At 64.2% G+C, this 25,926-nt stretch carries 23 protein-coding genes; 13 read left to right on the top strand and 10 right to left on the bottom strand.

Features of this window, described 5'->3' with window-relative positions:
• The first annotated feature begins 81 nt into the window (after positions 1-81).
• From B5V03_RS30510 to B5V03_RS30525, 4 genes are all read left to right on the top strand, one after another.
• On the top strand, positions 82-2,811 hold the full coding sequence (locus B5V03_RS30510; RefSeq protein ID WP_164988392.1) for a bifunctional diguanylate cyclase/phosphodiesterase: 2,730 nt from the start codon (positions 82-84) through the stop codon (positions 2,809-2,811).
• A gap of 84 nt (positions 2,812-2,895) precedes the next feature.
• A complete protein-coding gene (locus tag B5V03_RS30515) occupies positions 2,896-3,273 on the top strand; it encodes a hypothetical protein (protein ID WP_164988393.1) in 378 nt (125 codons plus the stop codon).
• Between the two features lie 82 nt (positions 3,274-3,355).
• The gene (locus tag B5V03_RS30520) at positions 3,356-3,592 is read left to right on the top strand and encodes a hypothetical protein (RefSeq protein ID WP_129274093.1); all 237 of its coding nucleotides are present in this window, start codon (positions 3,356-3,358) and stop codon (positions 3,590-3,592) included.
• A 39-nt stretch (positions 3,593-3,631) separates the two neighbouring features.
• Positions 3,632-3,937 carry a hypothetical protein gene (locus tag B5V03_RS30525; protein ID WP_129274094.1) on the top strand — a complete coding sequence of 102 codons (306 nt, stop codon included), beginning with the start codon at positions 3,632-3,634 and terminating at the stop codon, positions 3,935-3,937.
• 3 nt (positions 3,938-3,940) lie between these two features.
• Here the strand turns inward: B5V03_RS30525 and B5V03_RS30530 are convergent, their stop codons facing one another.
• On the bottom strand, positions 3,941-4,831 hold the full coding sequence (locus tag B5V03_RS30530) for a LysR family transcriptional regulator (protein WP_129274095.1): 891 nt from the start codon (positions 4,829-4,831) through the stop codon (positions 3,941-3,943).
• Between the two features lie 105 nt (positions 4,832-4,936).
• Between B5V03_RS30530 and B5V03_RS30535 the strand changes: the two genes are divergently transcribed.
• The gene (locus B5V03_RS30535) at positions 4,937-5,815 is read left to right on the top strand and encodes an SDR family oxidoreductase (RefSeq protein ID WP_129274096.1); all 879 of its coding nucleotides are present in this window, start codon (positions 4,937-4,939) and stop codon (positions 5,813-5,815) included.
• Positions 5,816-5,940: 125 nt separating this feature from the next.
• Positions 5,941-7,638, top strand: coding sequence for a GMC family oxidoreductase (locus B5V03_RS30540; RefSeq protein ID WP_129274097.1), 1,698 nt, complete (start codon positions 5,941-5,943; stop codon positions 7,636-7,638).
• A 153-nt stretch (positions 7,639-7,791) separates the two neighbouring features.
• Here the strand turns inward: B5V03_RS30540 and B5V03_RS42795 are convergent, their stop codons facing one another.
• Both B5V03_RS42795 and B5V03_RS41755 read right to left on the bottom strand, forming a co-directional pair.
• Positions 7,792-7,914, bottom strand: a complete 123-nt coding sequence (locus tag B5V03_RS42795; protein ID WP_283811550.1) for a hypothetical protein — start codon at positions 7,912-7,914, stop codon at positions 7,792-7,794.
• Positions 7,915-8,010: 96 nt separating this feature from the next.
• A complete protein-coding gene (locus B5V03_RS41755; RefSeq protein ID WP_164988364.1) occupies positions 8,011-8,187 on the bottom strand; it encodes a hypothetical protein in 177 nt (58 codons plus the stop codon).
• 133 nt (positions 8,188-8,320) lie between these two features.
• Between B5V03_RS41755 and B5V03_RS42080 the strand changes: the two genes are divergently transcribed.
• From B5V03_RS42080 to B5V03_RS30555, 3 genes are all read left to right on the top strand, one after another.
• Positions 8,321-8,458 carry a hypothetical protein gene (locus B5V03_RS42080; protein WP_206736206.1) on the top strand — a complete coding sequence of 46 codons (138 nt, stop codon included), beginning with the start codon at positions 8,321-8,323 and terminating at the stop codon, positions 8,456-8,458.
• A gap of 123 nt (positions 8,459-8,581) precedes the next feature.
• Positions 8,582-9,697: a lactonase family protein gene (locus B5V03_RS30550; RefSeq protein WP_129274098.1), complete on the top strand. Its 1,116-nt coding sequence runs from the start codon at positions 8,582-8,584 to the stop codon at positions 9,695-9,697.
• A gap of 282 nt (positions 9,698-9,979) precedes the next feature.
• Complete coding sequence (locus tag B5V03_RS30555; RefSeq protein WP_129274099.1) at positions 9,980-10,867, top strand: efflux RND transporter periplasmic adaptor subunit; 888 nt, start codon at positions 9,980-9,982, stop codon at positions 10,865-10,867.
• Between the two features lie 163 nt (positions 10,868-11,030).
• Here B5V03_RS30555 and B5V03_RS30560 read toward each other — a convergent pair whose 3' ends face one another.
• Positions 11,031-11,879 (bottom strand): caspase family protein, encoded by an 849-nt coding sequence (locus B5V03_RS30560; RefSeq protein WP_129274100.1) that lies wholly within the window; start codon positions 11,877-11,879, stop codon positions 11,031-11,033.
• A 412-nt stretch (positions 11,880-12,291) separates the two neighbouring features.
• Between B5V03_RS30560 and B5V03_RS30565 the strand changes: the two genes are divergently transcribed.
• The 3 genes from B5V03_RS30565 to B5V03_RS30575 all read left to right on the top strand — a co-directional run bounded on the left by B5V03_RS30565 (position 12,292) and on the right by B5V03_RS30575 (position 16,322).
• The gene (locus B5V03_RS30565; RefSeq protein WP_129274101.1) at positions 12,292-14,019 is read left to right on the top strand and encodes a hypothetical protein; all 1,728 of its coding nucleotides are present in this window, start codon (positions 12,292-12,294) and stop codon (positions 14,017-14,019) included.
• Positions 14,020-14,286: 267 nt separating this feature from the next.
• Positions 14,287-15,027, top strand: coding sequence for a thermonuclease family protein (locus B5V03_RS30570; RefSeq protein WP_129274102.1), 741 nt, complete (start codon positions 14,287-14,289; stop codon positions 15,025-15,027).
• 107 nt (positions 15,028-15,134) lie between these two features.
• Positions 15,135-16,322, top strand: a complete 1,188-nt coding sequence (locus B5V03_RS30575; RefSeq protein ID WP_129274103.1) for a pyridoxal-phosphate-dependent aminotransferase family protein — start codon at positions 15,135-15,137, stop codon at positions 16,320-16,322.
• Positions 16,323-16,478: 156 nt separating this feature from the next.
• Here the strand turns inward: B5V03_RS30575 and B5V03_RS30580 are convergent, their stop codons facing one another.
• Together B5V03_RS30580 and B5V03_RS30585 are read right to left on the bottom strand one after the other, a co-directional pair.
• Positions 16,479-17,579 carry a hypothetical protein gene (locus B5V03_RS30580; protein ID WP_129274104.1) on the bottom strand — a complete coding sequence of 367 codons (1,101 nt, stop codon included), beginning with the start codon at positions 17,577-17,579 and terminating at the stop codon, positions 16,479-16,481.
• On the bottom strand, positions 17,579-19,015 hold the full coding sequence (locus B5V03_RS30585; protein ID WP_129274105.1) for an MBOAT family O-acyltransferase: 1,437 nt from the start codon (positions 19,013-19,015) through the stop codon (positions 17,579-17,581). The genes B5V03_RS30580 and B5V03_RS30585 overlap by 1 nt, the downstream gene beginning before the upstream one ends.
• A gap of 152 nt (positions 19,016-19,167) precedes the next feature.
• Between B5V03_RS30585 and B5V03_RS30590 the strand changes: the two genes are divergently transcribed.
• On the top strand, positions 19,168-21,267 hold the full coding sequence (locus B5V03_RS30590; protein ID WP_129274106.1) for a S9 family peptidase: 2,100 nt from the start codon (positions 19,168-19,170) through the stop codon (positions 21,265-21,267).
• 162 nt (positions 21,268-21,429) lie between these two features.
• Here the strand turns inward: B5V03_RS30590 and B5V03_RS30595 are convergent, their stop codons facing one another.
• The 4 genes from B5V03_RS30595 to B5V03_RS30610 all read right to left on the bottom strand — a co-directional run bounded on the left by B5V03_RS30595 (position 21,430) and on the right by B5V03_RS30610 (position 25,915).
• Positions 21,430-22,521 carry an SMP-30/gluconolactonase/LRE family protein gene (locus B5V03_RS30595; protein WP_129274107.1) on the bottom strand — a complete coding sequence of 364 codons (1,092 nt, stop codon included), beginning with the start codon at positions 22,519-22,521 and terminating at the stop codon, positions 21,430-21,432.
• Between the two features lie 73 nt (positions 22,522-22,594).
• Positions 22,595-23,314, bottom strand: coding sequence for a ribonuclease activity regulator RraA (locus B5V03_RS30600; RefSeq protein WP_129274108.1), 720 nt, complete (start codon positions 23,312-23,314; stop codon positions 22,595-22,597).
• A gap of 10 nt (positions 23,315-23,324) precedes the next feature.
• Positions 23,325-25,064, bottom strand: coding sequence for an L-arabinonate dehydratase (gene araD / locus B5V03_RS30605; protein WP_129274109.1), 1,740 nt, complete (start codon positions 25,062-25,064; stop codon positions 23,325-23,327).
• A complete protein-coding gene (locus tag B5V03_RS30610) occupies positions 25,061-25,915 on the bottom strand; it encodes an ABC transporter permease (RefSeq protein ID WP_129274110.1) in 855 nt (284 codons plus the stop codon). The genes araD and B5V03_RS30610 overlap by 4 nt, the downstream gene beginning before the upstream one ends.
• Positions 25,916-25,926 lie beyond the last annotated feature (11 nt).

Raw genomic sequence — 25,926 nt, forward strand, 5'->3', positions numbered from 1 at the left:
TCCGATTCATAGTTCCCTAACCTTCACTGGTAACGGGCTCTTGTCGGTTTTGCTGCATCTTGCATCCCACGGGAGGGCTGGATGGGCGCATCGATCCGATGGACCGCGCGACTACGCGCGCTGCTTCGCCGTTGGCGGGGGGCGCCGCTGACGTGGCTGATCGTCGGCGGCTTCGTGCTGATGCTTGCGACCGCGATCGGCACCGCGCTCACCGTCGACCGCTTCCGGCAGAACGCGATCGAAAGCGGCCGCGACAGCCTTGAAAACGCCGTCCGCCTGCTGGCCCGCCATTTCGACCGCGAGTTCGAGGATTTTGCGGTGCTGCAGAAGAGCGTGATCGCGGAGCTCGAAGGCCACGGCATCGCCTCCCCCGATATCTTCCGCAGCGAGGTGGCCACCCTTGCGATGCATGAGGTGCTGCGCGCAAAAACCAGCGGCTGGTCCGACGTCGCCGGCGCCAATGTGTTCGACGCCAACGGCATGCTGATCAACTCGTCGCGACGCTGGCCGGTTGCCAATGTCTCCGTTGCCGACCGCGACTACTTCAACCGCCTCAAGAACGATCCTGCGTCGCAGGAAGAGGTCGAGGTCGTGCGCGGACGGATCGGCAACGGACCCACCATCGTGTTCGCGCGGCGTATCTCCGGCCCGCACGGCGAATTCCTCGGGATCGTCTCGCGCGCGATCGCGCCCGAGCAGCTCGAATCCTTCTTCGCCTCGGCCGGGCTCGGCGAGGAATCCTCGATCGCGATGCACCACCAGAACGGCCAGCTGCTCGCGCGCGTCCCGCATGTCGATGCCATGATCGGGCATAATTTTCGCGAAGGCACGCCGGACCAGATGGCGGTGTTCGAGCGCACCTTCGTCACGACCAGGCTCGCGAGCCCGATCGACGGCAAGGACCGCATCGTCGCCTCGCGCCTCCTGACCGGCGAACCGCTGGTCGTGGTCGCGACCAAGTCGCTGGACGCAACGCTGGCCACTTGGCGCACCCAAACCAGGTTCTTCGTCACCGTCGCCGTGCTGTCGATCGGCCTGTTGGTGCTGACCCTGTTCCTGATCTTCCGCCAGGTGACGCGGCGCGTCTCGCTGGAGAAGCAGCGGCTCGGCACCGCCATGAACACGATGACGCAGGGCCTGCTGATGTTCGACCAGGACGAACGGCTCATCGTCTGCAACCGCCGGTACATCGAGATGTACGGGCTGTCGGCCGCCGTGGTGAAGCCCGGCGCCTATTTCCGCGACGTGATCCGGCATCGCGCCGACACCGGCTCGTTCGAGGGCGACGTCGATTCCTATTGCGACGGCGTTTTGAGCAGCGTCGGACAGACCCAGAGCGCGATCGTCGAGACCGCCGCCGGCCGCCTGATCGAGATCAAGAACCACCCGGGCGCCGCCGGCGGCTGGCTCGCCACCCATGACGACGTCACCGAGCGCATCCGCGCCGACGAGCGCATCGCGCATATGGCGCATTATGATGCGCTGACCGACCTGCCCAACCGCGTGCTGATGCGCGGCCATCTGGAGCGCCGTGTCGCGGAGCTTGCCCAAGGCAAGCCGTTCGCGATCCTCTATATCGACGTCGACGAATTCAAGGGCGTCAACGATTCGCTCGGCCACGAGGTCGGTGACGAGCTTCTCCGTCAGGTCGCCAACCGCCTGCGCGCCTGCGTCAGCGGCAACGATCTCGTTGCGCGGTTAGGCGGCGACGAATTCGCCATCATCAAGGCGGGAACCAGCGACCAAGCCGAGCTGGCGGCGCTCGCCGACACCATCCTCAACGTGCTGCGCACGCCGGTGAACTGCAAGGATCAGGAAATCCAGACCGATGCCAGCATCGGCATCGCAATCGCGCCCGACCATGGCGACAATCTCGACGAGCTGCTCAAGCGTGCCGATCTCGCAATGTACGCGGCGAAATCGGAAGGGCGCGGCACCTTCCGCATCTTCGTGCCCGAATACGACGCCAAGGCGCGGCAGCGCCGCCAGCTCGAGCTCGATTTGCGCCAGGCGCTCGCGCGCGGCGAGTTCGAGGTGCACTACCAGCCGCTGGTCGACCTCGCGGCCAATGTCGTGAACGGCTGCGAGGCGCTGCTGCGCTGGCGCCATCCGGAGCGCGGCATGGTCTCGCCCGCGGACTTCATTCCAGTCGCGGAAGATACCGGATTGATCGGCGAGATCGGCGAATGGGTCTTGAGGCAGGCCTGTACCGAGGCCGCCTCATGGCCCGGCGATATCCACATCGCCGTCAACGTCTCGCCGGTGCAATTCCGCTCCCGGACGCTGGCATTGAAGGTCGCCGCCGCGCTCGCGGAGTCGGGCCTTGCGCCCGGCCGGCTCGAGCTCGAAATCACCGAGACTGTGCTGATCCGCGACGACGCGGAGGCGCTGACGGTCCTGCAGCAGCTGCGCGAGCTCGGCGTGCGCATCGCGCTCGACGATTTCGGCACCGGCTATTCCTCGCTGAGCTATCTGCACCGCTTCCCGTTCGACAAGATCAAGATCGACCGCAGCTTCATCAGCGACATCGGCCAGTCCGAGGATTCTTCGCCGATCGTCCAGGCCGTGGTCCACATGGCCGCCGCCCGCCACATGGCGACGACCGCCGAAGGCGTCGAGACCGAAGCCCAGCGCGAAGTGCTGCAAAAGCTCGGATGCAGCCAGATGCAGGGCTGGCTGTTCAGCCCGGCCGTGCCGGCGGCGAAGCTGAAGCAATTGCTGTCGAAGCAGGCGGTCGCGGCGGAGCGGGCATGCGCCTGCGCTTCGTTGGACACGATATCGTTGGGAACGATTGCCGGTTTTTCCCGTTGAGGCTCCGCGCTCGGCCATAGGGCGTGCTCGCGGGGATTCATGCCTGTCGTCAGATATCTCGTCGTCGTCGGTGGACTGCTGCTGTTGCTGCTCTACACGGCGGATCGTTATTTTCCGCTCGCCAGTGACGCGCCCTCTGTAGCCGAGGTCGACAAAAACATCATCCGGATCGCCTCGAACCGGCCTCTCCCGGAAAAGATCGTGTTCGACGTCTCGCATTCGCCCGTCCCGGCGCCGCCGGCCGCGGTCGACGTGGAACACGACGAACGATCTCCGCGCGAATCCGATTCACAAAACGCTCTGGCGATGATGCCCCAGGACCGCCCAGCCGAGACGCGGCCGATAGCCGCCCGCTCCGAACGTCGCGCCAGGCATCAGCGTGCCGTCCACTCCCGGACGGCGCACAGAATATTCGAGCGACGCGTGGCCCTCGACCATCGCGAGCTCTTCGGAAGTTGGTGAGCCAGAAAATCTTGACACGTGGGCGACCCGGCCCCGCGTGTCGCGATGCGAGCCGGGATCGGACGAGCAGCGAGAGAGAACGATGATGAAGCTTTTCGGACTGGCCGCGACCGCGGCACTGATCGCAACGATGGGTTCATCCTCGCCGGCTTCGGCCAGACTGGGGATGGTGCCCCCGGCCATCTCGCAGGACGAGGCCGTGATCCAGGTCCGTGGCGGCCATGGCCATGGCCACGGTCATCACGGTTGGCACGGCAATCGCGGGCATCACTATGGTTGGTACCGCGGACGCGGCAACTGGCGTCATCACCACCACTGACCAGATCGCACAAGCCTGGATGAACGGCAGGATGTTGCCGTGTGCGCATCTTGTATTCGTACGCCTGTTCCTTATCTCATCGGCATGATGAAGCTCACCCTCATTCAGGACCAGGCGATCCAGGCGCTCGTTGCGGGCGCCGTCGGCGCCGAGACATTCGATCGCGTCTTCGCGGGCATCCGCTTCGACGAAATCGAGAGCACGATGCTCTACGCCTTCGCCAGGAACGAGGACGTCGCATCCGACATCGAGGACAGCTTTTCGCCGCTCATCGCGGCGGTCGCATCGCGGGTGCTGAACAAGCAGGTCGACGTCGTCGTCGTGATGCCGAAGGTTCTGCAATAGGGGTCAGTCGACAAAGGCCGCGAACTCCTCGGGCGTCCCTGACGGGAACGCCTCCTTGAGGAAATCGAGGAACGCGGAGACGCGCGCGCTCAGCAGCCGCCGCGAAGGATAGAGCGCCCAGAGCGCGATCTCGGGTGCTGGGACATCCCCCCAATGCACGAGCTTTCCGGCCACGATGTCGCGGCTCACGAGCGAGATCGGAAGCCGCGCAGCGCCGACGCCGGCCCGGACCGCATCGCGGACCATGATGATCGATGACAGGCGAAGCACCGACTCGGTTGCGATGGTCGAGCTTCCGTCTCGCGCTGTCACATCCCAGCTGGGATTTTGCTCGCTCGCGCCACGCACCACGGCCGGGACTGCGACATCGTTCGCAGGACGACGCAGCTTCGGGCTCGCCACGACCACCAACCGGTCGCGCAGGAAGATTCGCCCCACGAGCGTTTCGTCCGGATCCGGATTGACGCGGATCACGAGGTCATAGCCCTCCTCGATCATGTCGACGGCGCGATCTTCCGTCGTGACCTCGAGCCGCACCTCTGGGAATTTCAACGCGAATGCGGCGGCGAGCTTTCCCATCGCGGTCTGCGAGAACAGCAGCGGCGCGCTGATCCGCAAGCTTCCGCGCGGCCTGTCGCCGCCTGACGAGATGGCCGCCGCGGTCTCATCCAACTCGGCGAGCAGCGCGCCGGTCCGCTCATGGAGCGCGCGCCCTTCCTGGGTGAGCTTGAGGTCGCGCGATCCGCGCTCGAACAGACGCAAATCGAGGCTGCTTTCGAGTTCGGAGACCCGGCGGGACAGCGTCGCCTTCGGACGGCCAGTGGCCCGGGCGGCCCGCCCGAACCCTCCATGACGGGCGACCAGATTGAAATCGGCGAGGGCAAGCAGGTCCATCTGTTCCACCAGTGAGACAATGCGTCTAGATATAACGGCTATCGGCACGAATGTGGATCATTAGTTTGTCGGGTGTCTCTTACCCCCCAAACAGGAGTGACCCCCATGACCATCCTCGTAACCGGCGCCACCGGCCGTGTCGGCCGCAACGTTGTCCAGCAACTCGTCCAGCGCGGCGCCGATGTGCGCGTGCTGTCCCGCGATCCCGCCAAGGCCGCATTCCCCGCCGGCGTGGAGGTCGTGAAAGGCGATTTGCTCGATCTGGACTCGCTGCGCGCGGCGTTCAGCGGCATCAAGTCGCTGTTCCTGCTCAACGCGGTGACCGGCGACGAATTCACCCAGGCGCTGATCACGCTGAACATCGCGCGCGAATCGGGCGTCGATCGGGTTGTCTATCTCTCGGTGATCCACGCCGATCGTTTCGTGAACGTGCCGCACTTCGCAGTGAAGTTCGGCGCCGAACGGATGCTCGAGCAGATGGGTTTTGGCGCCACGATCCTGCGCCCGTCCTACTTCATCGACAATGATCTCACGATCAAGGACGTCATCGTCAACCACGGCGTCTACCCGATGCCGATCGGCAGCAAGGGTCTCGCGATGGTCGATGCCCGCGACATCGGCGAGGTCGCGGCGATCGAGCTGATCCGCCGCGAGCAGGCGCCAGGCAAGCTGCCGAGCGAAACCATCAATCTGGTCGGCCCCGACACGCTGAGCGGTCCCGATGTGGCCGCGATCTGGTCGGACGTGCTGGGCCGCCCGATCGCCTATGGCGGTGATGATCCGGCCGCGTTCGAGCAGAATCTGGCGAGCTTCATGCCGAAATGGATGGCCTACGAAATGCGCCTGATGGCCGAGCGCTTTGTCAGCGACGGAATGATCCCCGGTAACGGCGACGTTGCGCGTCTGACCAAAATGCTGGGACGTCCGCTGCACGCCTACCGCGACTTCGCGACTGAGATCGCGGCAGCAGCGAAGACAGCCTGACGGTTGCGGCAATCCAACACGCAATGACCCGGACGTCGCCGCGATGTGGCGTCCGGGGCCATGACGTGACCTCCCGATAAAACCGCGCTAACCTCTTTCGACAAGAACAAGAGGAAACGCCAATCGTGTATGACTACATTATCGTGGGCGGCGGCTCGGCGGGGTCCGTGCTGGCCCACCGGCTGTCTGCCAAGAGTGCCAACAAGGTCCTGCTGTGCGAAGCCGGACAGGACACACCACCCGGCAACGAGCCGGCCGAAATCAGGGACAGCTATCCGGGCACGGCCTATTTCGATCCGCGCTTCCACTGGACCGAGCTCAAGGTCACGACGCAGGTCGTCAGCCACAACAATCCGAACGAAGCGCGTCCGCCTTTGCGCAAATACGAGCAAGCGCGCGTGCTCGGCGGCGGCTCGTCGATCAACGGCCAGATGGCCAACCGCGGCGCACCGACCGATTACGACGAATGGGATGCCCGCGGCGCCGACGGCTGGAAGTGGGCCGACGTGCTGCCGTTCTTCAAGAAGGTCGAGCGCGATCTCGATTTTGATGGTCCCTATCACGGCAAGGACGGTAAAATTCCGGTGCGCAGAATTCCACGGGAGCACTGGACGCGGCATTCGCAGGCCTTCGCCGACGCCTTCCAGCAGGCCGGCCATCAATTCTTAGCCGACCAGAACGGCGAGTTCGTCGACGGTTATTTCCCGGTGACGCATTCCAACCAGGCCGAGCAACGCGTCTCGGCCGCGATGGGCTATCTCGATCGCGACACGCGCAAGCGCGCCAACTTGACGATCTCCACCGGCACGCAGGTGCGAGAGCTGCTGTTCGAAGGCACGCAATGCGTCGGCGTGAAGGCCCTTGTCGACGGACGCGAGCAGGAATTCCGGGGACGCGAGATCATTCTCTCCTCGGGCGCGATCCATTCGCCGGCGCATCTCTTGCGCGCCGGCATCGGCCCGGTTGGTCACCTTAGGGATCTCGGCATTCCCGTCCTGATGGGGCTGCAAGGCGTCGGCCAGCGCCTGATGGATCATCCCTCGATCTCGCTGTCGTCCTTTGTCCGCCGCGGCGCGCGCATGAACGAGCACACCAGGCGCCATATGCAGCTTGGCCTGCGTTACTCCTCCGGGCTCGCAGGTGTGCCGAAGGGCGACATGTTCGTCGTCCTGCTCAGCAAATCGGCCTGGCACGCGGTCGGCGAGCAGATCGGCTCGCTGCTGACCTTCGTCAACAAGACCTATTCGGAGACCGGACAGGTCAAGCTCGCCTCGCGCGATCCTTCGACTGAACCGATCGTCGAGTTCAATCTGCTGTCCGACCGGCGCGACCTCGATCGCCTGATGAGCGGCTTCCGCAAAATGGCGGCGGTGCAGATGAGCGACGTGGTCAAGGCGGTGACCGACAAGCCGTTTCCGGCCGCCTATACCGACAAGGTCCGCAAGATCGGCGTCGTCAACACCAGGAACAGGATTTTGACCAAGATCGCCGCGACGCTGATGGACGGGCCGGCGGCGCTGCGCCACTACATGATCGACAATTTCGTCGTCGAAGGTTTCACCTTCGACCAGGTGATCAACGACGACGACGCGCTGGAAGCTTTTGTGCGCAAAGCAACCATCGGCGTCTGGCACGCCTCCTGCTCATGCCGCATGGGCCTGGCCAGCGATCCGATGGCGGTGGTCGACAACCAGGGCCGCGTCAAGGGCATCCAGGGCCTGCGTGTCGTCGACGCCTCGATCTTCCCGGTGGTGCCGTGCGCCAACACCAATTTTCCTGTGCTGATGACGGCGGAGAAGATCGCGGCGGCGATGGTGTCGTAGGGTGGGTTAGACGTGCGGTTGCGCGAAGCGCAATCCGCCCAGCTTAACCTACCTCTTCTGCCGCGGAGATAGACGTGGTGGGTTACGCTAACGGACTGCGCTTCGCGCAGCCGTGCGCTAACCCACCCTACGGACGCCTCGAACGCGGTCCGCTCATTTCATCTGCTTCGCCGCCCGGATCTCGACGAACTCGGCGTCGGGATGGGTGACGATGGTGGTGAACATGATGCCGCTGATGATGAGCGACCAGGCGGTGTCCCAATAAATCCAAAACACGTGCCAGCCTCCGTTTCGGTCTCGTCCGCCCGCAGGATCAAGGTAACGGCAAGGCAAGGCTGCTGTTCCCAACGCATGCGCGGCGCGAGCGAGGCGCTATTTTGGTTTGGTCGGCGGGGAGCTGCGATCGGTTTGACCGGTGTGGCGCTTTGCCACGACGTCCTCATCGCGCGGATTCGGGCGCGGGCGTTGCGGCGGCTTGGGCTGACCGGCCTGGCCGCCATGCTTGCCGCCCATGTCGGGCTTGCCTTCGAGGTCGTTTTCACGGGGCATGAGGGGTCAATGCGCCAGCGCGGCATTGGTTCGCAATCGCGGCGGCGGCTGTGAACGAGTTCATAGGATCGTCGCCGGTTGCAGTGCAGAATCGTTGGCGTGCCCCGTGCATTCAATTGACGGATTTGGCCTCATGCGCAAACGGCTCGTCGCCTGGACCATCCTGACCTCGGCATTGCTCGCAGTCGCCGTATGGACCGTGCTCGGTCCGCCGGATCGCCCGGCCGGCCCGCATTTGCCCTCCCGCGACCTGACGGCGGCGGTACGCTAGCCATCCACGGCACAACCGATACAATTTCGGCATCGATCAATCCCAATTGGAATTTGGTGCGGTGACGCGGCTCCCGCTATCCTCCCCGGCAAAACGAAAACGTCGCATATCCAGGAGGAGCCCATGTTGAGACCGACCACCCGCAGCGCGTCCCGCGCTGTGATCGCCACCACCCTCACTTTTCTCACCCTCATTTCGGGAGTCCGCGCCGGCATGGCCGAGACCTTCGCCTATGTCGGCAATGCCGACAGCAACGACATCAGCGTGTTCAAGCTGGCCGAGAGCGGCGAGATGACACCGGTGCAGACGGCCGCCTTCACGGGCGTCGAGAAGCCGGGATCCTCGACCCCGCTCGCGATCACGCCCGACCATCGCGTGCTGATTGCCGGCGTGCGCTCGCAGCCGTTCCTCGCGGTGAGTTTTGCGATCGATCCCAAGACGGGCCAGCTCAGCCCCATCGGCAACGGTCCGCTCGCCGACAGCATGGCCAATATCGCCACCGATCGCGGCGGCAAGGTGCTGTTCAGCGCCTCCTATGGCGGTAACAAGGTCGCGCTGAATCCGCTTCAAGCCAACGGCGTCGTGGCCGAGCCGAAGCAGGTGATCCCGACCGGGCTGAACGCGCACGCCTTCCTGCCCTCGCCCGACAACCGATTTGTGTTCGCAACCAATCTCGGCTCCGACCAGATCCTGGCCTTCGCCTTCGACGCCACGGCCGGCACGCTGACGCCGAGCGATCCGCCTGCGATCAAGGTGCCGGAGAAATCGGGGCCGCGGCACTTCGTATTCCACCCGAATGGCAAGTTCGTCTATCTGATCCACGAGCTGAACGCCGACGTTGCCGCGTTCATCTATGAGGCCAAGAGCGGCGCCTGGACCGAGATCCAGCGCACCACCGCACTGCCGGAAGGTTTTTCGGGAAAACCTTGGGCCGCCGACATCCACATCACCCCGGACGGCCGCTTCCTCTACGCCTCCGAGCGCACCACCAACACGCTCACCGCCTACAAGGTCGACGCGACAAGCGGCAAGCTGACCACCATCGGCAACGTGCCGACCGAGAAGCAGCCGCGCGGCTTCAACATCGATCCCTCCAGCCGCTACCTCGCCGCGGTCGGCGAGCTCTCCGACGGCATGACGGTCTATGCCATCGACCAGAGCAGCGGTGCACTCGCCAAGCCGAAATCCTATCCGACCGGCAAGAAGCCGAACTGGGTGGAGTTTTTGAGCTTGCCGTGAGGTTTGCATAGGAGCCGTCATGCCCGGGCTTGTCCCGGGCATCCACGAGCTTGCAGTGCGGACCTAAGAACGTGGATGGCCGGGACAAGCCCAGCCATAACGAATTTACCGGGTGGCTGCCACCAGCGAACCTTACCCCCGCTCCCAAAGACTAATTCAACAGGCGGCATCGCGCCGCCTGTGCTGCGGCATTCTCATCCGGCCGGACCATGATCTATTCTTGGCCCACCGCTGGCGCTTCTGCTATCGATGAGGCCATCAGGGCCCCAACCGGAATGACCGATGCGTCCATTGCCTGCGTGTTCCTTTTCGCGAAAATTCGTTGCGCTCACCGGACTGCTGCTGCTGTCCGCCCAGCCCGCAGCGGCCGCCGAAGACGACGCACCGAAAGGGCCGGCGGTCACGGTGCTGAAAGTCGCAAAATCCTGCTTCTCCGACATCGTCGAGGCCACCGGCACGATCATCGCGCGCGAGGAGACCTCGGTGCGGCCCGAGCGTCCCGGCCTGAAGGTGACCGAGGTGCTGGCTGAAGCCGGCGACACCACCACGGCCGGCCAGGTGCTGGCGCGGCTGGCGCTACCCGAAGGCGGCACGCTTCAGGTCACGGCGCCCGTGGCGGGCGTGATCGCGACATCGACCGCGCAGATCGGCAACCTCGCCTCGGCCAAGGGCGAGGCGCTGTTCACGATCGTGGCGCGCAGCGAATATGATCTCGTCGGCCTGGTCGCAACCACCGACATTCGCAAGCTCGCGGTCGGTCAGCAGGCGACCGTGCGCATTGCCGGCGCCGGTGATCTCGACGGCAAGGTGCGCCGCATCGGTCCGACCGTCGAGCCGAACATCCAGCAGGGCATGGTCTATATCGGCATCTCCTCGCAGAAGCGGCTGCTGCTGAACGCGAGCGGACGCGCGCTGATCAAGACCGGCCAGAGCTGCAATGTCGCGGTGCCGCTGACCGCCGTGCAATATTCATCCGCCGGCACCGTGGTGCAGGTGATCCGCCGCAATCGCGTCGAGACCAAGCGCGTCGAGGTCGGATTGATGTCGGGCGGCAATATCGAGGTCCGCGACGGCCTCAACGAAGGCGACGTCGTCGTCGCCCGCGCCGGCGCGCTGCTGCGCGAAGGCGATCCCGTGCGCCCGGCGATGGCCGCGGAAGCGGCGAAGTAACGCTGCTCGTGTCCCGGACGCGCTGCAGCGTGCAACGCTGCTGCGCAGAGCCGGGACCCATATCATCACAAAGCGACAAGCCAAAAAACTGGGCCCCGGCTCAGCGTCGCATCATTGCATGATGCGCCGCGTCCGGGGCACGAGACGTCGCGAAGCTTGAAACCTACCCGCCGGCCTGGTCGAAATTCACGTCTTCGAGCAGCGATGACGACACGGTCGGGACCTGGTCGCCTTCGGAGGCGCGGGAGATGGCAACGCGGGTCTTGTTGAAGACGCTCTCGGCGCTGCCCTGCGCATTGAGGTTGGCGAGCAGCTCGCTGACCAGCACGCTGTGCTCGCCCTTGCCGTCGTCGACGACCTTGCCGGGCGAGGCCGAGGAGAGGATCAGCGCGTTGTCGGGCGTGCCGATCGGCGCGAGACCGTGGCTGTAGGAGCGGAAGCGGCGCTCATAGGGATTACGGCGGGAGGCATCGACGACGACGAGCTTGGCCTTGGCGCCCTGCTCCTTCATCATGCCGAGCACGCCCTCGATCGAGACGCCTTGGCGGCGGACGTCGCTTTCCTTCCAGATCGCGGCATCGACCGGCAGCATGTAGCTCTCGCGGCCGGCCTGCACGCCGTAGCCGCCGAAGAACAGCATGACGGTGGTGTCGCGCTTGATCCGCGACTTCAGGCGGTTGACGGCGCGGACCATGTCGTCCCTGGTCGCGTCTTCCACCATGTCGACGTCAAAACCGTTCTTGCGCAGGGTCGAGGACAGCGCGCGGGCGTCGTTGATCGACTGCGTCAGCGGCGCGCTGGCGTCGGGATAATGTCCATTGCCGATGACGAGGGCGAGCCGCGAGGTCTGGCCGATCGAGCCGGTGACCTGGTCGGTCGTAACAGCCTTGGCGGCATCGAGCGCGCGCATGTTGAGGGCAGCATGAGCACCGATCACGAGCGAGACCGTGCCGATGAGGGCTGCGGCCACCGCGATCGTGCGTCGGGAAATGTCGAGCTGCGTTACATTCATCTCGCTTCATTCCTGTCAGTGCCAAAGACCAGCCAAGCGCGCGCACACAGTTTGAGTAGCGCGATGGCGTCTTCAGGTTTGAGGGATTGGCCGGGGATGTGCCCCCGAACTGCGCGCAATTTGCGGCGCCGCACCAAACAAACCCTTAACCGGATATCTCCTCCCCGGCAATAGATCGCCCAAAAATTGAGCTAAGTTGCTGAATGTGTTGGTTAATCCTCCGCCCCGAAGAGTGGCATTTTTTGATCCCCCAGTAGTCTTCCGGGACTTAACTATGCAGCCTTCGTGCCGGCTTTTGCTGTGACTGCCATCACATTTGTATTTCCTGCGAATCCGGGTAGCTTTTTCAACGACTTGCAGGGGGCGGTGTGCGCTCGCCGGCCCTGCGCAAGGCCCCGCGATCAGGTATTTCATGAGCTTTCATTATTTTGCCGGCGCCGCCTGCCGGGCGCTGACGGCGCGCAAGGACGGGCCCTCGCTTTACGATGTCTGCGATCCCGTCCTGTCGGGTACGGCCGGCGGCGATCCGCATCTGGCCAAATTCTACATGACCGCGCTTGGCAATCCCGCATTGCGCCTGCTGCTGCGACGCGCGGGCCTGCCCGAGCTGCGCAACGAGGCGAAGCTGAGCCGACTGCGCACCGCGCTCGCCCGTGCCCGCGACGAGGCCGAGCCCGACTGGGCGGCGGTCGGCCAGCCCGTCGCCGATCTCGTCGACAGCATCGCGCTCGATCATCCCAAACCGCCGCCGGCGATGTTCACCGGCTCGGCGCCGCCGCAAGCGCAGATCGACGGCGTGATCCGCGACTGCGCGCAGCATCTGCTCGGCTCGTATCGCAAAAACGGTTTCCTGCCGACCTATGCCGCTTTCAACCTGATCGGCGATCCTGATTTTCGCGGCCGCGAGCTGATCATGGCGCTCACCGGGCTGAACGCGCGCGGCTACAAGAACTCCTCGCTGCTGTTCAACCTTGCCCGTGTCTTCATCGCGCGCTCGCCTGCACGTGCCGTGGTCAATCCGCCCTGGACCGGCATCGCCGAGCCGATGTGGGAGCCGGTGCAGATTCGTCACCGCTCGGCCTATTACGATGCGTTCTTCATCGAGGCGCTGCTCAGCTTCGTCGAGACCGGCCTCGCCTCGCCCACCGACAAGAACGCGGCCGAGCGCGCGGTCGCCGACATGGTCGATTTCTGCGTCAACATCAGCCGCGAGGAGGTCGAGGGGACCGACGGTGCGCGGTTCAATGTCATCACCGCGCTGGCGCCCGCGCCGCATCCGCGCTTTTCCCGCTATTTCGCACAGATCAAGCAGGACCTCGGCTTCGGCGTCTACGTGCCGGATTGCGACACCACGGCGTGCTCGATTTCGGCGGCGACGCAGGCCGGCTGCACCGATCCAATCCTCGACCAGCCGCTGCTGGACTTCTATTCGGGCTACCAGGTACGCGCCGGCGTCAACGAGCCGCGCGTGACCGTGCCGATCAACGACAATATCGACTATGAGGGCGGCGTTGCGACCTGGATCGACAATCTCAGGGGCGAGCGGCCCTACGGCAACGATCTCGATCCGACACTCAATCTCGACATTCTCGAGGTGAGCTTTCGCAACCTGGCCCGCTGGAAAGTATTGGAGACGCCGGCGCGGCTCGCAACCGTACATCGGATCATCGGTTTCCAGAAACGGCTGGCGGCCAGCGGCGCCTTCGCCAATCCGCGCTCGCACATCTATTATCTGCCGGAGCTGTACAGCGCCTATTTCGGCCGCTGCTACGCCGCTTTCCTGGCGCTGCCGCTGGCGGCGCAGGCCATAATCGATCCCAACGGGGATTTCGACTTCATCCGCCACCGCGTTCTTTCTTACGTCAAGGGCGAGCTGATGGCCGCGGAGATGAACGTGCTCGACGCCGCGCTGGCGCTGATCGCGCTCGGCCATCTCGGCGCCGACCCGCGCGCCTTCGCGCCGGCGCTGAACGTCATCATTACCGGCTTAGGCGAAGGCGGCCGCCGCGGCCCGTTCCGGGCGTATGAATGGAACAAGATGAAGACCCCGACGCGGATTCTGGTCGGCGGCCCGGAGGTGACGTCGGCGTTCGTGCTGATGGGACTGGCGGTGGCGCGGCGGGCGATGGCGCGGGGGTGAGGTGGTCTCGTGCCCGGACGCGGCGCAGCGCGAAGCGGTGCGTTGCAGAGCCGGCGCCCATGTCGCCAGAAGGTCGCCCGCGATTTTCTGGGTCCCGGCTCTGCGGAGCGGCGTTGCACGCCGCACCGCGTCCGGGACACGAGCCGACAGCGCGACATGCAATGACGGGAAGTTGAAAGCTCAATCGTTAGGCATACGCTGGCCCGGAGGCCAAAAGCCGACCACAATTGCGGGCTCTATCGAGGTTTTCATCACACGCGGACCGGCATGTTGCGGAAATTCCTGATTGCGCTGTCTTTGCTCAGCTTGTCCTGGCTCGCCCTTCCGTCGCTGGCCGAGGCTGCCGACATCACCGGCACGGCAAAAGTCCGCTCCGGCGATTCCGTCGTGATCGGCAACACGCGCATCCGGCTCGGCGGCATCGACGCGCCCGCGGTCGACCAGCTCTGCCTCAACACCAAGAGCGAGCGCTGGACCTGCGGCATCGCGGCCCGCGACGAGCTCGCCAAATACACCGAGGGCAAGAGCTGGGTCTGCCATGCCCGCGCCATCGATCGCCGCGGCCGCACCGTGGCGCGCTGCGACGTCGGCGGCGAGGACATCCAGAAATGGCTGGCGCGCGCCGGCTGGGCGCTGTCCTACACCCGCGTCTCCCATGATTACGACGCGGATGAAGCTGCCGCGCGTGAGGCCAAGGCCGGGATGTGGCAGGGCGCCTTCATCGCGCCCTGGGACTGGCGCGTCCGCAACAAGAAGACGACGATATTGGGTGCCACCAAACCGCCGGAGGGAGCGCATGCGGTGCTGCTCGCCTCGGCCTCGGGCCCAGTCGCCCCCTCGCCCGACTGCACCATCAAGGGCAATGTCAACACAGCCGGCGAGTGCATCTATCACCAGCCGACCAGCCGCTGGTACACCCAGATCAAGATGAAGATCAGCAAGGGCACCCGCTGGTTCTGCTCGGTCGAGGAGGCGGAGGCCGCCGGGTGCCGGGAGACCAAACGATAGGGGCCGTCTGGCCTGCGTTTTAGGCGCTTTTCTTGCATCGCAGCGCCGCGTAAAACTAGGAATCAGCGACCCACCATCCTGTTCTCAACCAACAAGGACTGATAGCAATGACCGTTCGCGCGGGCCGGGAATTTCTGGCCATCCCCGGGCCCACCACGATGCCCGACGAAGTGCTGCGGGCCATGCACCGTCCAGCGATCGACATCTATTCCAAGGAGATGCACGAGCTGACCGACAGCCTGCTCGGGGACATCTCAAAACTGTTTGCGACCAAGGGCAAGTCCTACATCTACATCGCCAACGGTCATGGCGCCTGGGAAGCCGCTTTGAGCAACGTGCTGTCGCGCGGCGACAAGGTGCTGGTGCTCGAGAGCGGACGGTTTGCGATCGGCTGGGGCAATGCGGCAGCCCTGATGGGCGCCGAGGTCGAGGTGCTCAAGGGCGACTGGCGCCGCGCGGTGCGGCCGAGTGAGGTCGAGGAGCGCCTGCGCCGCGACAAGGAGCACAAGATCAAGGTCGTCGTCGTCGTCCAGGTCGACACCGCCTCCGGCGTGCAGAACGACATCGAGGCGATCGGCAAGGCGATCAAGGCGAGCGGCCATCCCGCGCTGTACATGGTCGACACCGTCGCCTCGCTCGGCTGCATGCCGTTCGAGATGGACAAATGGGGCGTCGACGTCGCGATGTCCGGCTCGCAGAAGGGCCTGATGACGCCGCCCGGCCTCGGTTTCGTCGCCGCCAACGCGCGCGCGCGCGAGGTGCAAAAGACGGCGAATATGTCGACGCCCTATTGGAGCTGGAGCGAGCGCGAGGGCACCGAGAATTATCGCAAATATGCCGGCACCGCGCCGGTGCACCTGTTGTTCGCTTTGCGCAAGGCGATCGACATGCTGCATGAGGAAGGGCTGGAGAACGCCTTCCGCCGCCACAGCCTGCTCGGCGAGGCCGCGCGCCGCGCGGTCAACGCCTGGTCGGAAGGCCAGGTGCTCGGCTTCAATATTGCGGAAGCCAGCGAGCGCTCCAACACCGTGACCACGGTGACCATGAGCAACGGCCATGATCCGGCGATCCTGCAGCGCTATTGCAAGGACAAATGCGGCGTCGTGCTCGGCACCGGCATCGGCGACCTCTCCGGCCAAGCCTTCCGCATCGCCCATATGGGCTATGTCAATGCGCCGATGCTGCTCGGCACGTTAGGGGTCGTCGAGATCGCCCTGAACGCGTTGAAGATCCCGCACGGCAAGGGCGGGCTCGAAGCGGCGGTCGCGTATCTCGGCGAAGAGGTGGCGGTGTAAGGCGCTTGCTTACCTCGCCCCGCTTGCGGGGAGAGGTCGGATCGCGCAGCGATCCGGGTGAGGGGGAGCCTCCGCGAGTCTCATTGCCAATTCATTTGCGGAAGCAGCCCCTCACCCCAACCCTCTCCCCGTAAAAACGGGGAGAGGGAGAAAAGTTCAGCGCGCTACGCGATAAGACTCCACCTGGGCCTTCAGTTGATCCAGCGATGCTGTCGGCTGCTTCGGATCGACCCGATACTCCCCGCTAGCCAACCACTTCAGCACCATCGCGTCCACCACCGGCGAGTGGTGGATGACATCACCGTAATTGTTGAGGTCGTGCGTCACCGCCTTGATCGCGCGGAAGTCATAAAGGCGCACATTGGGAAGCGGCGTCAGGCGCTGCGCAATCACCGCCGTGAGATCGGCGACGATCTTCAGCGTCTCAGGCGAGGTATCGCGCATCGCGACGAATTGCAGGATCGAATAGGGCGGGAAATAGATGTCGAAGGTCACGTCCGGGTGGCGCGCGATCAGGGCGACGGCATCGCGCTCGAAATGCCGCACCATGGCCTCATAGCCATAGCCTTCGCCGAGAAAGCGGCTGCGCACGGGGCTGGTGATGTAGGCGAAGGCGGCAAGTGTCTTCTCCGCGTTGTAACCGCGCGCAACGTCGAAATCCCGCGGCAGTGCGTAGATGTCGTCGACATCCGCCAGCGCGAACTTGACGGGCAGATAAGGCGCCGCGCGCTTCAGCGGCTCTCGCAATGGTGGAACCGACCTCAGCAATGCGAACAGGGATTCCTTCGCCATCGCCGCGCTGAACAGATAGGACGCGATGCCCTTCGTCGTCCTGCGATAGAGATCGACGGAGAGATAAGGATCGGCCTCGATGTCGGCCGCATCGACGAAGATAAAATCGTCCATCTCCCAGATCACGCGCCGCGCGCCGCGATCGATCGCCTGCTCCAGCACGAAAGCCTGCTGGCGCGAATTCGAGCCGGTCATCGCCAGCTTGAGTGAATGCACGCCGAGCGCACGGTCAATGTCGCTCTGGCGGTAATGGATCGCGAGCGAGGTGCCCATGAAGGCCGTGTCGAACGACTGGCTGCGGATCAGCCCGGCATTCTGCACGCGCGTGTCGTCGGAATAAAAGGCGAGACGCGAGGGACGGAACAGCTGCAAGGGATCGACGGCATAGGTGAGCACAGCCGCGCCCAGCACGCAGACGATGCTCGCGAGCAGAAGACGCCTCAGATGTGTGAACGGCCTGCGCATCAGAACCGGAAATAGATGAATTCGCTGTGGCTCTGGATGCCCAGAATCCCGAACGCGAGCACCAGCGACGCCCCGTAGAGAAACAGCGGCCGCATCCGCCCGCCTCGCAAGTCCTCGCCGACGCTGCGATTGGCATGATCGTAGCCCATGATGCCTTGCGTGTTTGGCGCGAACCACACCAGCGCGGCATAGATCGAGACCTGCACCAGCGCCGCGATTTCTTCGCGGCCGGAGACGATGGTCGAGGGATCGGCCATGGCACTGATGATCCGCATGGCCCAATCGACCCGCTCCGCGCGAAAAAACACCCAGGCGACGACGACGGCGAGGAAGGTCAGCACGGCGCCGGCAATGCGGACCGGGCGCGCGAGAGCCGAAGGGATGTTGGGCACCAGCGCGTTGAAAGCGTGATTGACGCAGAGATAAGCGCCGTGCAGCGCGCCCCACACGACAAACGTCCAGGCCGCGCCGTGCCAGAGCCCGCCGAGCAGCATCGTGATCAGCAGATTGACGTAGCGCAGCACGCGGCCGCGACGATTTCCGCCGAGCGAGATGTAGAGATAGTCGCGCAAGAATTGCGACAAGGTCATGTGCCAGCGGCGCCAGAACTCGACGATGCTGGTGGCCTTGTAGGGCGAGTTGAAATTGATCGGCAGGAAGATGCCGAACATCAGCGATATCCCGATCGCCATGTCGGAATAGCCGGAGAAGTCGAAATAGAGCTGGAAGGTGTAGGCGAGTGCGCCGAGCCAGGCCTGGTCGAAACTCGGGAAGCGCGCGTCGAAGGCGAGCGCGACCAGCGGCTGGATGCCGTCGGCGAGACAGGTCTTCTTGAACAGGCCGATGGCGAAGATGATGATTCCGCACAGCATCAGGTGCGCGTCTGGATGCTTCGCTTCCTCCCGCTCGAATTGCGGGATCATGTCCTTGTGGTGGAGGATCGGGCCCGCGATGAGATGCGGGAAGTAGGTCACAAACAGTGCGTAATGCGGCAGGGCGTAACGCGCGACCTGGCCACGATACGCATCGACCAGGAACGCGATCTGCGTGAACGTGTAGAAGGAGATGCCGACCGGCAGCAGGATATGGACCGCGACATGCGTGCCGAACAGCGCATTGACGTTCTCGGTGAAGAAACCTGCATATTTGAAAATCCCGAGCACGAGGAGATCGCCGGCGACGCCAAGCGCGAGCGCCGCCTTTCGTTGCGGCGGAGCAAGCTCCGCCACGATCAGGAGATGACCGACGCCATAGTTGAACGCGATCGATAGCAGCAGCAGGGCCACGAACTGCCAGCTGCCGATCGCATAAAAGGCGAGCGAGGCCAGCGCCAGCCAGATCACCGGGGTCAGATTGCTGCGCCGCCCGAGCCAGAAATAGCCGGCCAGCACCACGGGGAGGAACAGCAGGATGAACGGGTAGGAATTGAACAGCATCAGGCTGGACCGGCGGCGGGAATATGGAGGCTAAAGCATAGAAGGGGCGGATCAACAACCCGGCGGGTTGGCGCAGCCCTTGGCACAGCCCCGCTGGCAATTCGCCGAATCGGGACGATATAAGGTGGAACACGTATCAAGACGAGGATCGAGTGACCCAGGCCAAAATCCCTTCCCAGCCCCCCGTCGCCCCGCGCCGGCCGCATTCCTTCACCCACCACGGCATCACTGTGACCGACGACTATGCCTGGCTGAAGGACGAGAAATGGCAGGAGGTGCTGCGGGATCCCGCGGTGCTCGATACCGACATCCGCAAATATCTGGATGAAGAGAACGGCTACACCGAGAGCCTGCTCGGCCACACCGCTGGCTTGCAGAAGACGCTGGTGCGCGAGATGCGCGGGCGGATCAAGGAGGACGATTCCAGCGTGCCGTCTCCGGATGGGCCCTTCGCCTATTTCCGCAGGTTTCGCGAAGGTGGGCAGCACGAGCTGTTCGGCCGCATACCGCGCGACGGCGGCGAGGGCCATATTGTGCTCGACGGTGACGCGCTCGCAAAGGATCACAAATATTTCAAGTTCGGCGGCAGCCGGCACTCGAACGATCACAGGCTGCAAGCCTGGAGCGCAGATACCAAGGGCTCGGAATATTTTTCGATCCGTGTGCGCGACTGGGAAACTGGCGCGGATCTTGACGACCTCGTCGAGGAGACCGATGGCGGCGTGGTCTGGAGCGCGGATGCAAAATCCTTCTTCTATGTGAAGCTCGACGACAACCATCGCCCGATGCAGGTGTGGCTACACAAGCTGGGCACCAAGCAGGCCGACGACACGCTGGTCTACGAGGAGCAGGATTCCGGCTGGTTCACCCATCTGCACGAGAGCACCAGCGGCCGCTTCTGCGTGATCGCCGGCGGCGATCACGAGACAAGCGAGCAGCGGCTGATTGACCTTGCGCATCCCGATGCTCCGCCACGCCTAGTGGCAGCGCGCGAAGAGGGCGTGCAATATTCGCTCGCCGACCGCGGCGACGAGCTGTTCATCCTCACCAATGCCGACGACGCCATCGACTTCAAGATCGTTACTGCACCGCTTGCCTCACCCGAGCGCAAGAACTGGCGCGATTTGATCCCGTATCGCCCCGGCATCTACATCATCGACCTCGATCTCTATGCCGGCCATCTGGTCCGGCTGGAGCGCGCCAATGCGCTGCCGTCGATCGTTATCCGCGATCTCGCGACCAGGGAAGAACACGCCATCGCCTTCGACGAAGCCGCCTATTCGCTGGATACGATGGGCTCCTACGAATTCGACACGACGAATTTGCGTTTTGCCTATTCGTCGATGACAACGCCGTCGGAAGTCTATGACTATGACATGGTCAGGCGCACGCGCACCTTGCGCAAGCGCCAGGAGATCCCGTCCGGCCATGACGCGGCAGACTACGTCACCACCCGCATCATGGCGAAGGCGCAGGACGGCGCCGAAGTGCCGGTGTCGATCCTGTACCGCCGCGGGCTCAAGCTGGACGGCACCGCGCCGCTGCTGCTCTACGGCTACGGCTCCTACGGCATGGCGATGCCGGCCTCGTTCAGCGCCAACCGGCTGTCGCTAGTCGATCGCGGTTTTGTCTACGCCATCGCCCATATCCGCGGCGGCGCCGACAAGGGCTGGGGCTGGTATCTCGACGGCAAGCGCGAGAAGAAGACGAACAGCTTCGACGATTTCTCGGCCAGCGCCCGCGCGCTGATCGATACAAAATACACCAGCGCAAAGCGCATTGTCGGCCATGGCGGCTCGGCCGGCGGCATGCTGATGGGCGCGGTGGCCAACCGTGCCGGCGAGCTGTTCGCCGGCATCGTCGCCGAAGTGCCGTTCGTGGACGTGCTCAACACCATGCTCGACGACACGCTGCCGCTGACGCCGCCGGAATGGCCGGAATGGGGCAATCCGATCGAGAGCGAAAAGGATTTTCGCACCATTTTGTCGTACTCGCCCTACGACAACGTCGCGGCAAAGGACTATCCGGCGATTCTGGCGATGGGCGGATTGACCGACCCGCGCGTCACCTATTGGGAGCCCGCCAAATGGATCGCGCGCCTGCGCGCCACCATGAGCGGCGGCGGTCCGGTTCTCCTGCGCACCAACATGGGCGCCGGCCATGGAGGCGCGTCGGGGCGATTCGATCGTCTTGATGAAGTCGCGATCGTGTATGCGTTCGCGCTGTGGGCGGCGGGGATGGCGGAGGCGTGATCCTCTCCCTCGCCCCGTTCTTACGGGGAGAGGGTCGGGGTGAGGGGTTCTATCCGCAAAGACGGTGGCATAGAGTTCGCGGAGACTCCCCCTCACCCGTAATTCAAGCTGCCCTTGAATTACGGCCTCTCCCCGCAAGCGGAGAGAGGCGAAGAGCGCACCTCACACCGCCCCGTGCGACTCCACGTACAGCGCATAGACCGAATGGCTGCTGGCCATATAAAGCCGGTTGTTCTTCGGGCCGCCGAAGCAGAGATTGGCGCAACGTTCCGGCAGCTTGATGAAGGCGAGCGGCTTGCCGTCCGCGTTGAACACCATCACGCCGTCGAGATCTTCCGACTTGCCCTTGAGCTGAAACACCTTGCGGCCGCCAACGTCGGCGGGCTCGGATTGCAGCGCGCCGTTGGAGCCCCAGCCGCACCAGAGATTGCCGTCGCGGTCGACGCGAAAACCGTCAAGCGAGGCCTGGTCGGCGGCATCGATCAGCTTGGTCTTGCCGCTGAGCGAGCCGTCGTCGCCGACATTGTAGCTCCAGATGCTGCGGTTGGGCGTGCCCTTCCATTCGACGATGTAGAGCTTCTTCTCGTCCGGCGAAAACGCGAGGCCGTTCGGATTGACGAGATCGGTGAGGACGGCGGTGATCTTGCCATCCTTGGTGATGCGATAGACGTTGGTGGTGGCCTGCTCCGCCTTCTCCTTCTTGCCCTCCCACTCGCCGTTGATGCCGAACAAGGGATCGGTGAACCAGATGCTGTCATCCGATTTCACCACGATGTCGTTCGGCGAATTGAGCCGCTTGCCCTCGAACTTATCGGCGAGCACGGTGATCTTGCCGTCCTTCTCGGTGCGGGTAATGCGGCGGGTGACGGAGTGCTCGCAGGTGACGAGACAGCCCTGGCGGTCGCGTGCGTTGCCGTTGGCGTAGTTGGCGTTGGCGCGGAACACGCTGGTCTGGCCGGTCTTCTCGTCGAACTTCATGATCCGGTTGTTGGGAATGTCGGAGAACAGCAGGTAGCCGCCCTCGGGGAAATAGGCGGGGCCTTCGGCCCAGCGCATGCCCGACGCGACCTGCTCGACCGTCGAGGAATAGAGCCGGTATTTGCCAAAGCTTGGATCGAGGATCTGGACGGCGGGGTCGGGGTAGCGCTGGTTCGGCGTGAACGGAAACGACTGGGCGCCAGCGGCGCGCGATAGAAGTGTAGACACCGCCGCTGCACCAGCGCCAACCACGAGGTTGCGTCGCGTGAAATTCATTGTAGCCCTCCCTGCTTGATAAAAGGCCGGCTCTTGATGTGGCCGGCCTTTGTTGACGTGATTTAGTCTCGGCCTAGCGGCCGTTCTTCTTCCGCCATTCCGCAAAATCGGTGAGCGTCTGCCGATCGGTCGCCGGATAGAGACCAAAGATGCCGCGGCCTTTGTTGACTTCCTCGGTGACGAAATCCTCGAACGCTGTCATCTCGAACGTTTCGTTGGCAATCTCGTCGGCGAGATGCGCGGGGATCACGATGACGCCGTCGCTGTCGCCCAAAATGACGTCGCCGGGGAACACCGGCGCATCGCCGCAGCCGATGGGAACGTTGATCTCGATGGCATGATGCAGCGTCAGATTGGTCGGCGCCGAGGGACGGTGGTGATAGGCGGGAATGCCGAGCTTGGCGATCTCGGCGGAATCGCGAAAGCCACCGTCGGTGACGACGCCGGCGACGCCGCGCTTCATCAAGCGCGTCACCAGGATCGCGCCGGCCGAAGCCGCGCGCGCGTCCTTGCGGCTGTCCATCACCAGCACGTTGCCTGCCGGGCAATCCTCGACCGCCTTGCGCTGCGGGTGCGAGCGGTCCTTGAAGACGTCGATGGTGTTGAGGTCTTCGCGCGCCGGCATGTAGCGCAGCGTGAAGGCCTCGCCGACCATGGTCGGCTGGTCCTGGCCGATCGGATGCACGTCCTGAATCATCTGGATGCGCAGACCGCGCTTGAACAGCGCGGTGGCCACCGTGGCGGTGGAGACGGTCTTGAGCTTGTTGCGGGTGGCTTCGCTGAGTTTGGTCATGGTGTACTCTCTAGTAAATCGACGGCTCGCCGATCGGCGCGCCGAAGTCGGTCTCGAGGAAATCGAAGTCGCAGCCGTCATTGGCCTGCTTGATGTGCTTGGTGAACATCCAGCCGTAGCCGCGTTCGAAGCGGCGCTCGGGCTGCTTCCAGGCGGCGCGGCGTTTTTCCAACTCGGCCTCACTTACATCGAGATTGATGGTGCGCGCGGCAACGTCGAGGGTGATACGGTCGCCGTTCTGCACCAGCGCCAGCGGGCCGCCGATGTAGGATTCGGGCGAGACGTGCAAAATGCAGGCGCCGTAGCTGGTGCCGCTCATGCGCGCATCGGAAATGCGCACCATGTCGCGCACGCCCTGCTTCACGAGCTTGGTCGGGATCGGCAGCATGCCCCATTCCGGCATGCCCGGCCCGCCCTGCGGCCCCGCATTGCGCAGAATGAGGATGTGATCCTCGGTGACATCCAGATTGGGATCGTCGACCGCCTTCTTCATCGACGGATAATCGTCGAACACCAGCGCCGGCCCGGTGTGCTTGAGGAAGCGCGGCGCGCAGGCGGAAGGCTTGATGACGCAGCCGTCGGGCGCGAGATTGCCCTTGAGCACGGCGAGCGCGCCCTCCTTGTAAATGGGATTGTCGACCGAGCGGATCACGTCGGCATTGTGGACCTCGGCGCCGTCGATGTTCTCGCCAACGCTCTTGCCGGTGACGGTGATGCAGTCGAGATGCAGATGCTGCTTGATCTCGCCCATCAGCGCCGGCAGGCCGCCGGCATAGAAGAAGTCTTCCATCAGATAGGCATCGCCGCTCGGCCGCACGTTGGCAATCACGGGCACCTTGCGGCTGGCGATCTCGAAATCGTCGAGCCCGATGTCCTGGCCGGCGCGGCGGGCCTGCGCAATCAGATGAATGATCGCGTTGGTCGAGCAGCCCATCGCCATCGCGACCGCAATCGCGTTCTCGAAGGCCTTGCGGGTCTGGATCGTCTTCGGCGTCAAATCCTCCCACACCATCTCGACGATGCGGCGGCCGCATTCGCTGGCCATGCGGATGTGGTTGGCGTCGGCGGCGGGAATCGAGGAGGCGCCCGGCAGCGTCATGCCGATCGCTTCCGCGATCGCGGTCATGGTCGAGGCGGTGCCCATGGTCATGCAGGTGCCATAGCTGCGAGCGATGCCGGCTTCGATATCGAGCCAGTCCTTGTCGGAGATTTTTCCGGCGCGCCGCTCGTCCCAATATTTCCAACCATCGGAGCCGGAGCCGAGCGTCTTGCCCTTCCAGTTGCCGCGCAGCATCGGACCCGCCGGCAGATAGATTGCCGGGATGTTCATCGAGGTCGCGCCCAGAAGAAGCGCGGGCGTGGTCTTGTCGCAGCCGCCCATCAGCACCACGCCGTCGACGGGATGGCTGCGCAACAGCTCTTCCGCGTCCATCGCCAGCAGATTGCGGTAGAGCATGGTGGTCGGCTTGAGCAGCGATTCCGACAGCGACAGCGCCGGCAGCTCCAGCGGGAAGCCGCCGGCCATCAGGATGCCGCGCTTGACGTCGTCAACCCGCGACTTGAAGTGCATGTGACAGGGCTGCGCATCCGACCAGGTGTTGAGGATCGCGATGATCGGGCGGTCCTTCCACTCCTCCGGCGCGTAGCCCATCTGCATGGTGCGGGAGCGGTGGCCGAACGAGCGGAGATCGTCGGGTGCGAACCAGCGCGCACTGCGGAGCTGGTCGGGCGCGATTTTTTTCTTGGTCATGATTGGGTGCCCCATTTCTGGACGGTGTTCCGCTCGATGGCGCGGAAGATCAGGTTCTCGACAAAGAGCCCGATGATAATCACCGTCAAGAGGCCTGCGAAGACCGCAGGTATGTCGAGGAGGTTGCGGTTCTCGAAGATGAACCAGCCGAGCCCGCCCTGGCCTGAGGACACGCCGAACACCAGCTCGGCCGCGATCAGCGTGCGCCAGGCAAACGCCCAGCCGATCTTGAGGCCCGTGAGGATCGAGCCGAAGGCGGCCGGGATGAGGATTTTGGCGACGTAAGGCAGCCCACGCAGGCCGTAATTGCGGCCGACCATGCGCAGCGTGTTGGACACGCTCTTGAAGCCGGAATGGGTGTTGAGCGCGACCGGCCACAGCACCGAATGGATCAGCACGAAAACAAGGCTGCCATTGCCGAGGCCGAACCAGATCAAAGCGAGCGGCAGCAGCGCGATCGCCGGCAACGGGTTGAACATCGCCGTCACGGTTTCAAGAAAATCGGTGCCGATGCGGGTCGAGATGGCGAGCACCGTGAAGATTGCGGCGAGCACGATGCCGGCCGAATAGCCCATGAACAGGACCTTCAGCGAGGCCCAGGCGCGCATGGGGATGGTGCCGTCCTTCACACGATCATACATGGTGACGATGGTGTCGTGCAGCGTCGGAAACAGCAGCGGATTGTCGAGGATGACGCCGTAAGCTTCCCAGATTGCGGCCAGGAACAGGATGATGACGGTCTTGCGGACAAACCCGTCGTTCCACAACAGCTCGAGCACGCTCAGCTTGCGCTCAACCTCAGCAGCGGCGGCGACCGGCGCATCACGCAGCAATATTCTCGCTTCGGCCATGACCGGCTCCC

Origin of the sequence: Bradyrhizobium betae, assembly GCF_004123905.1 — a bacterium.
Classification (GTDB): domain Bacteria; phylum Pseudomonadota; class Alphaproteobacteria; order Rhizobiales; family Xanthobacteraceae; genus Bradyrhizobium; species Bradyrhizobium betae_A.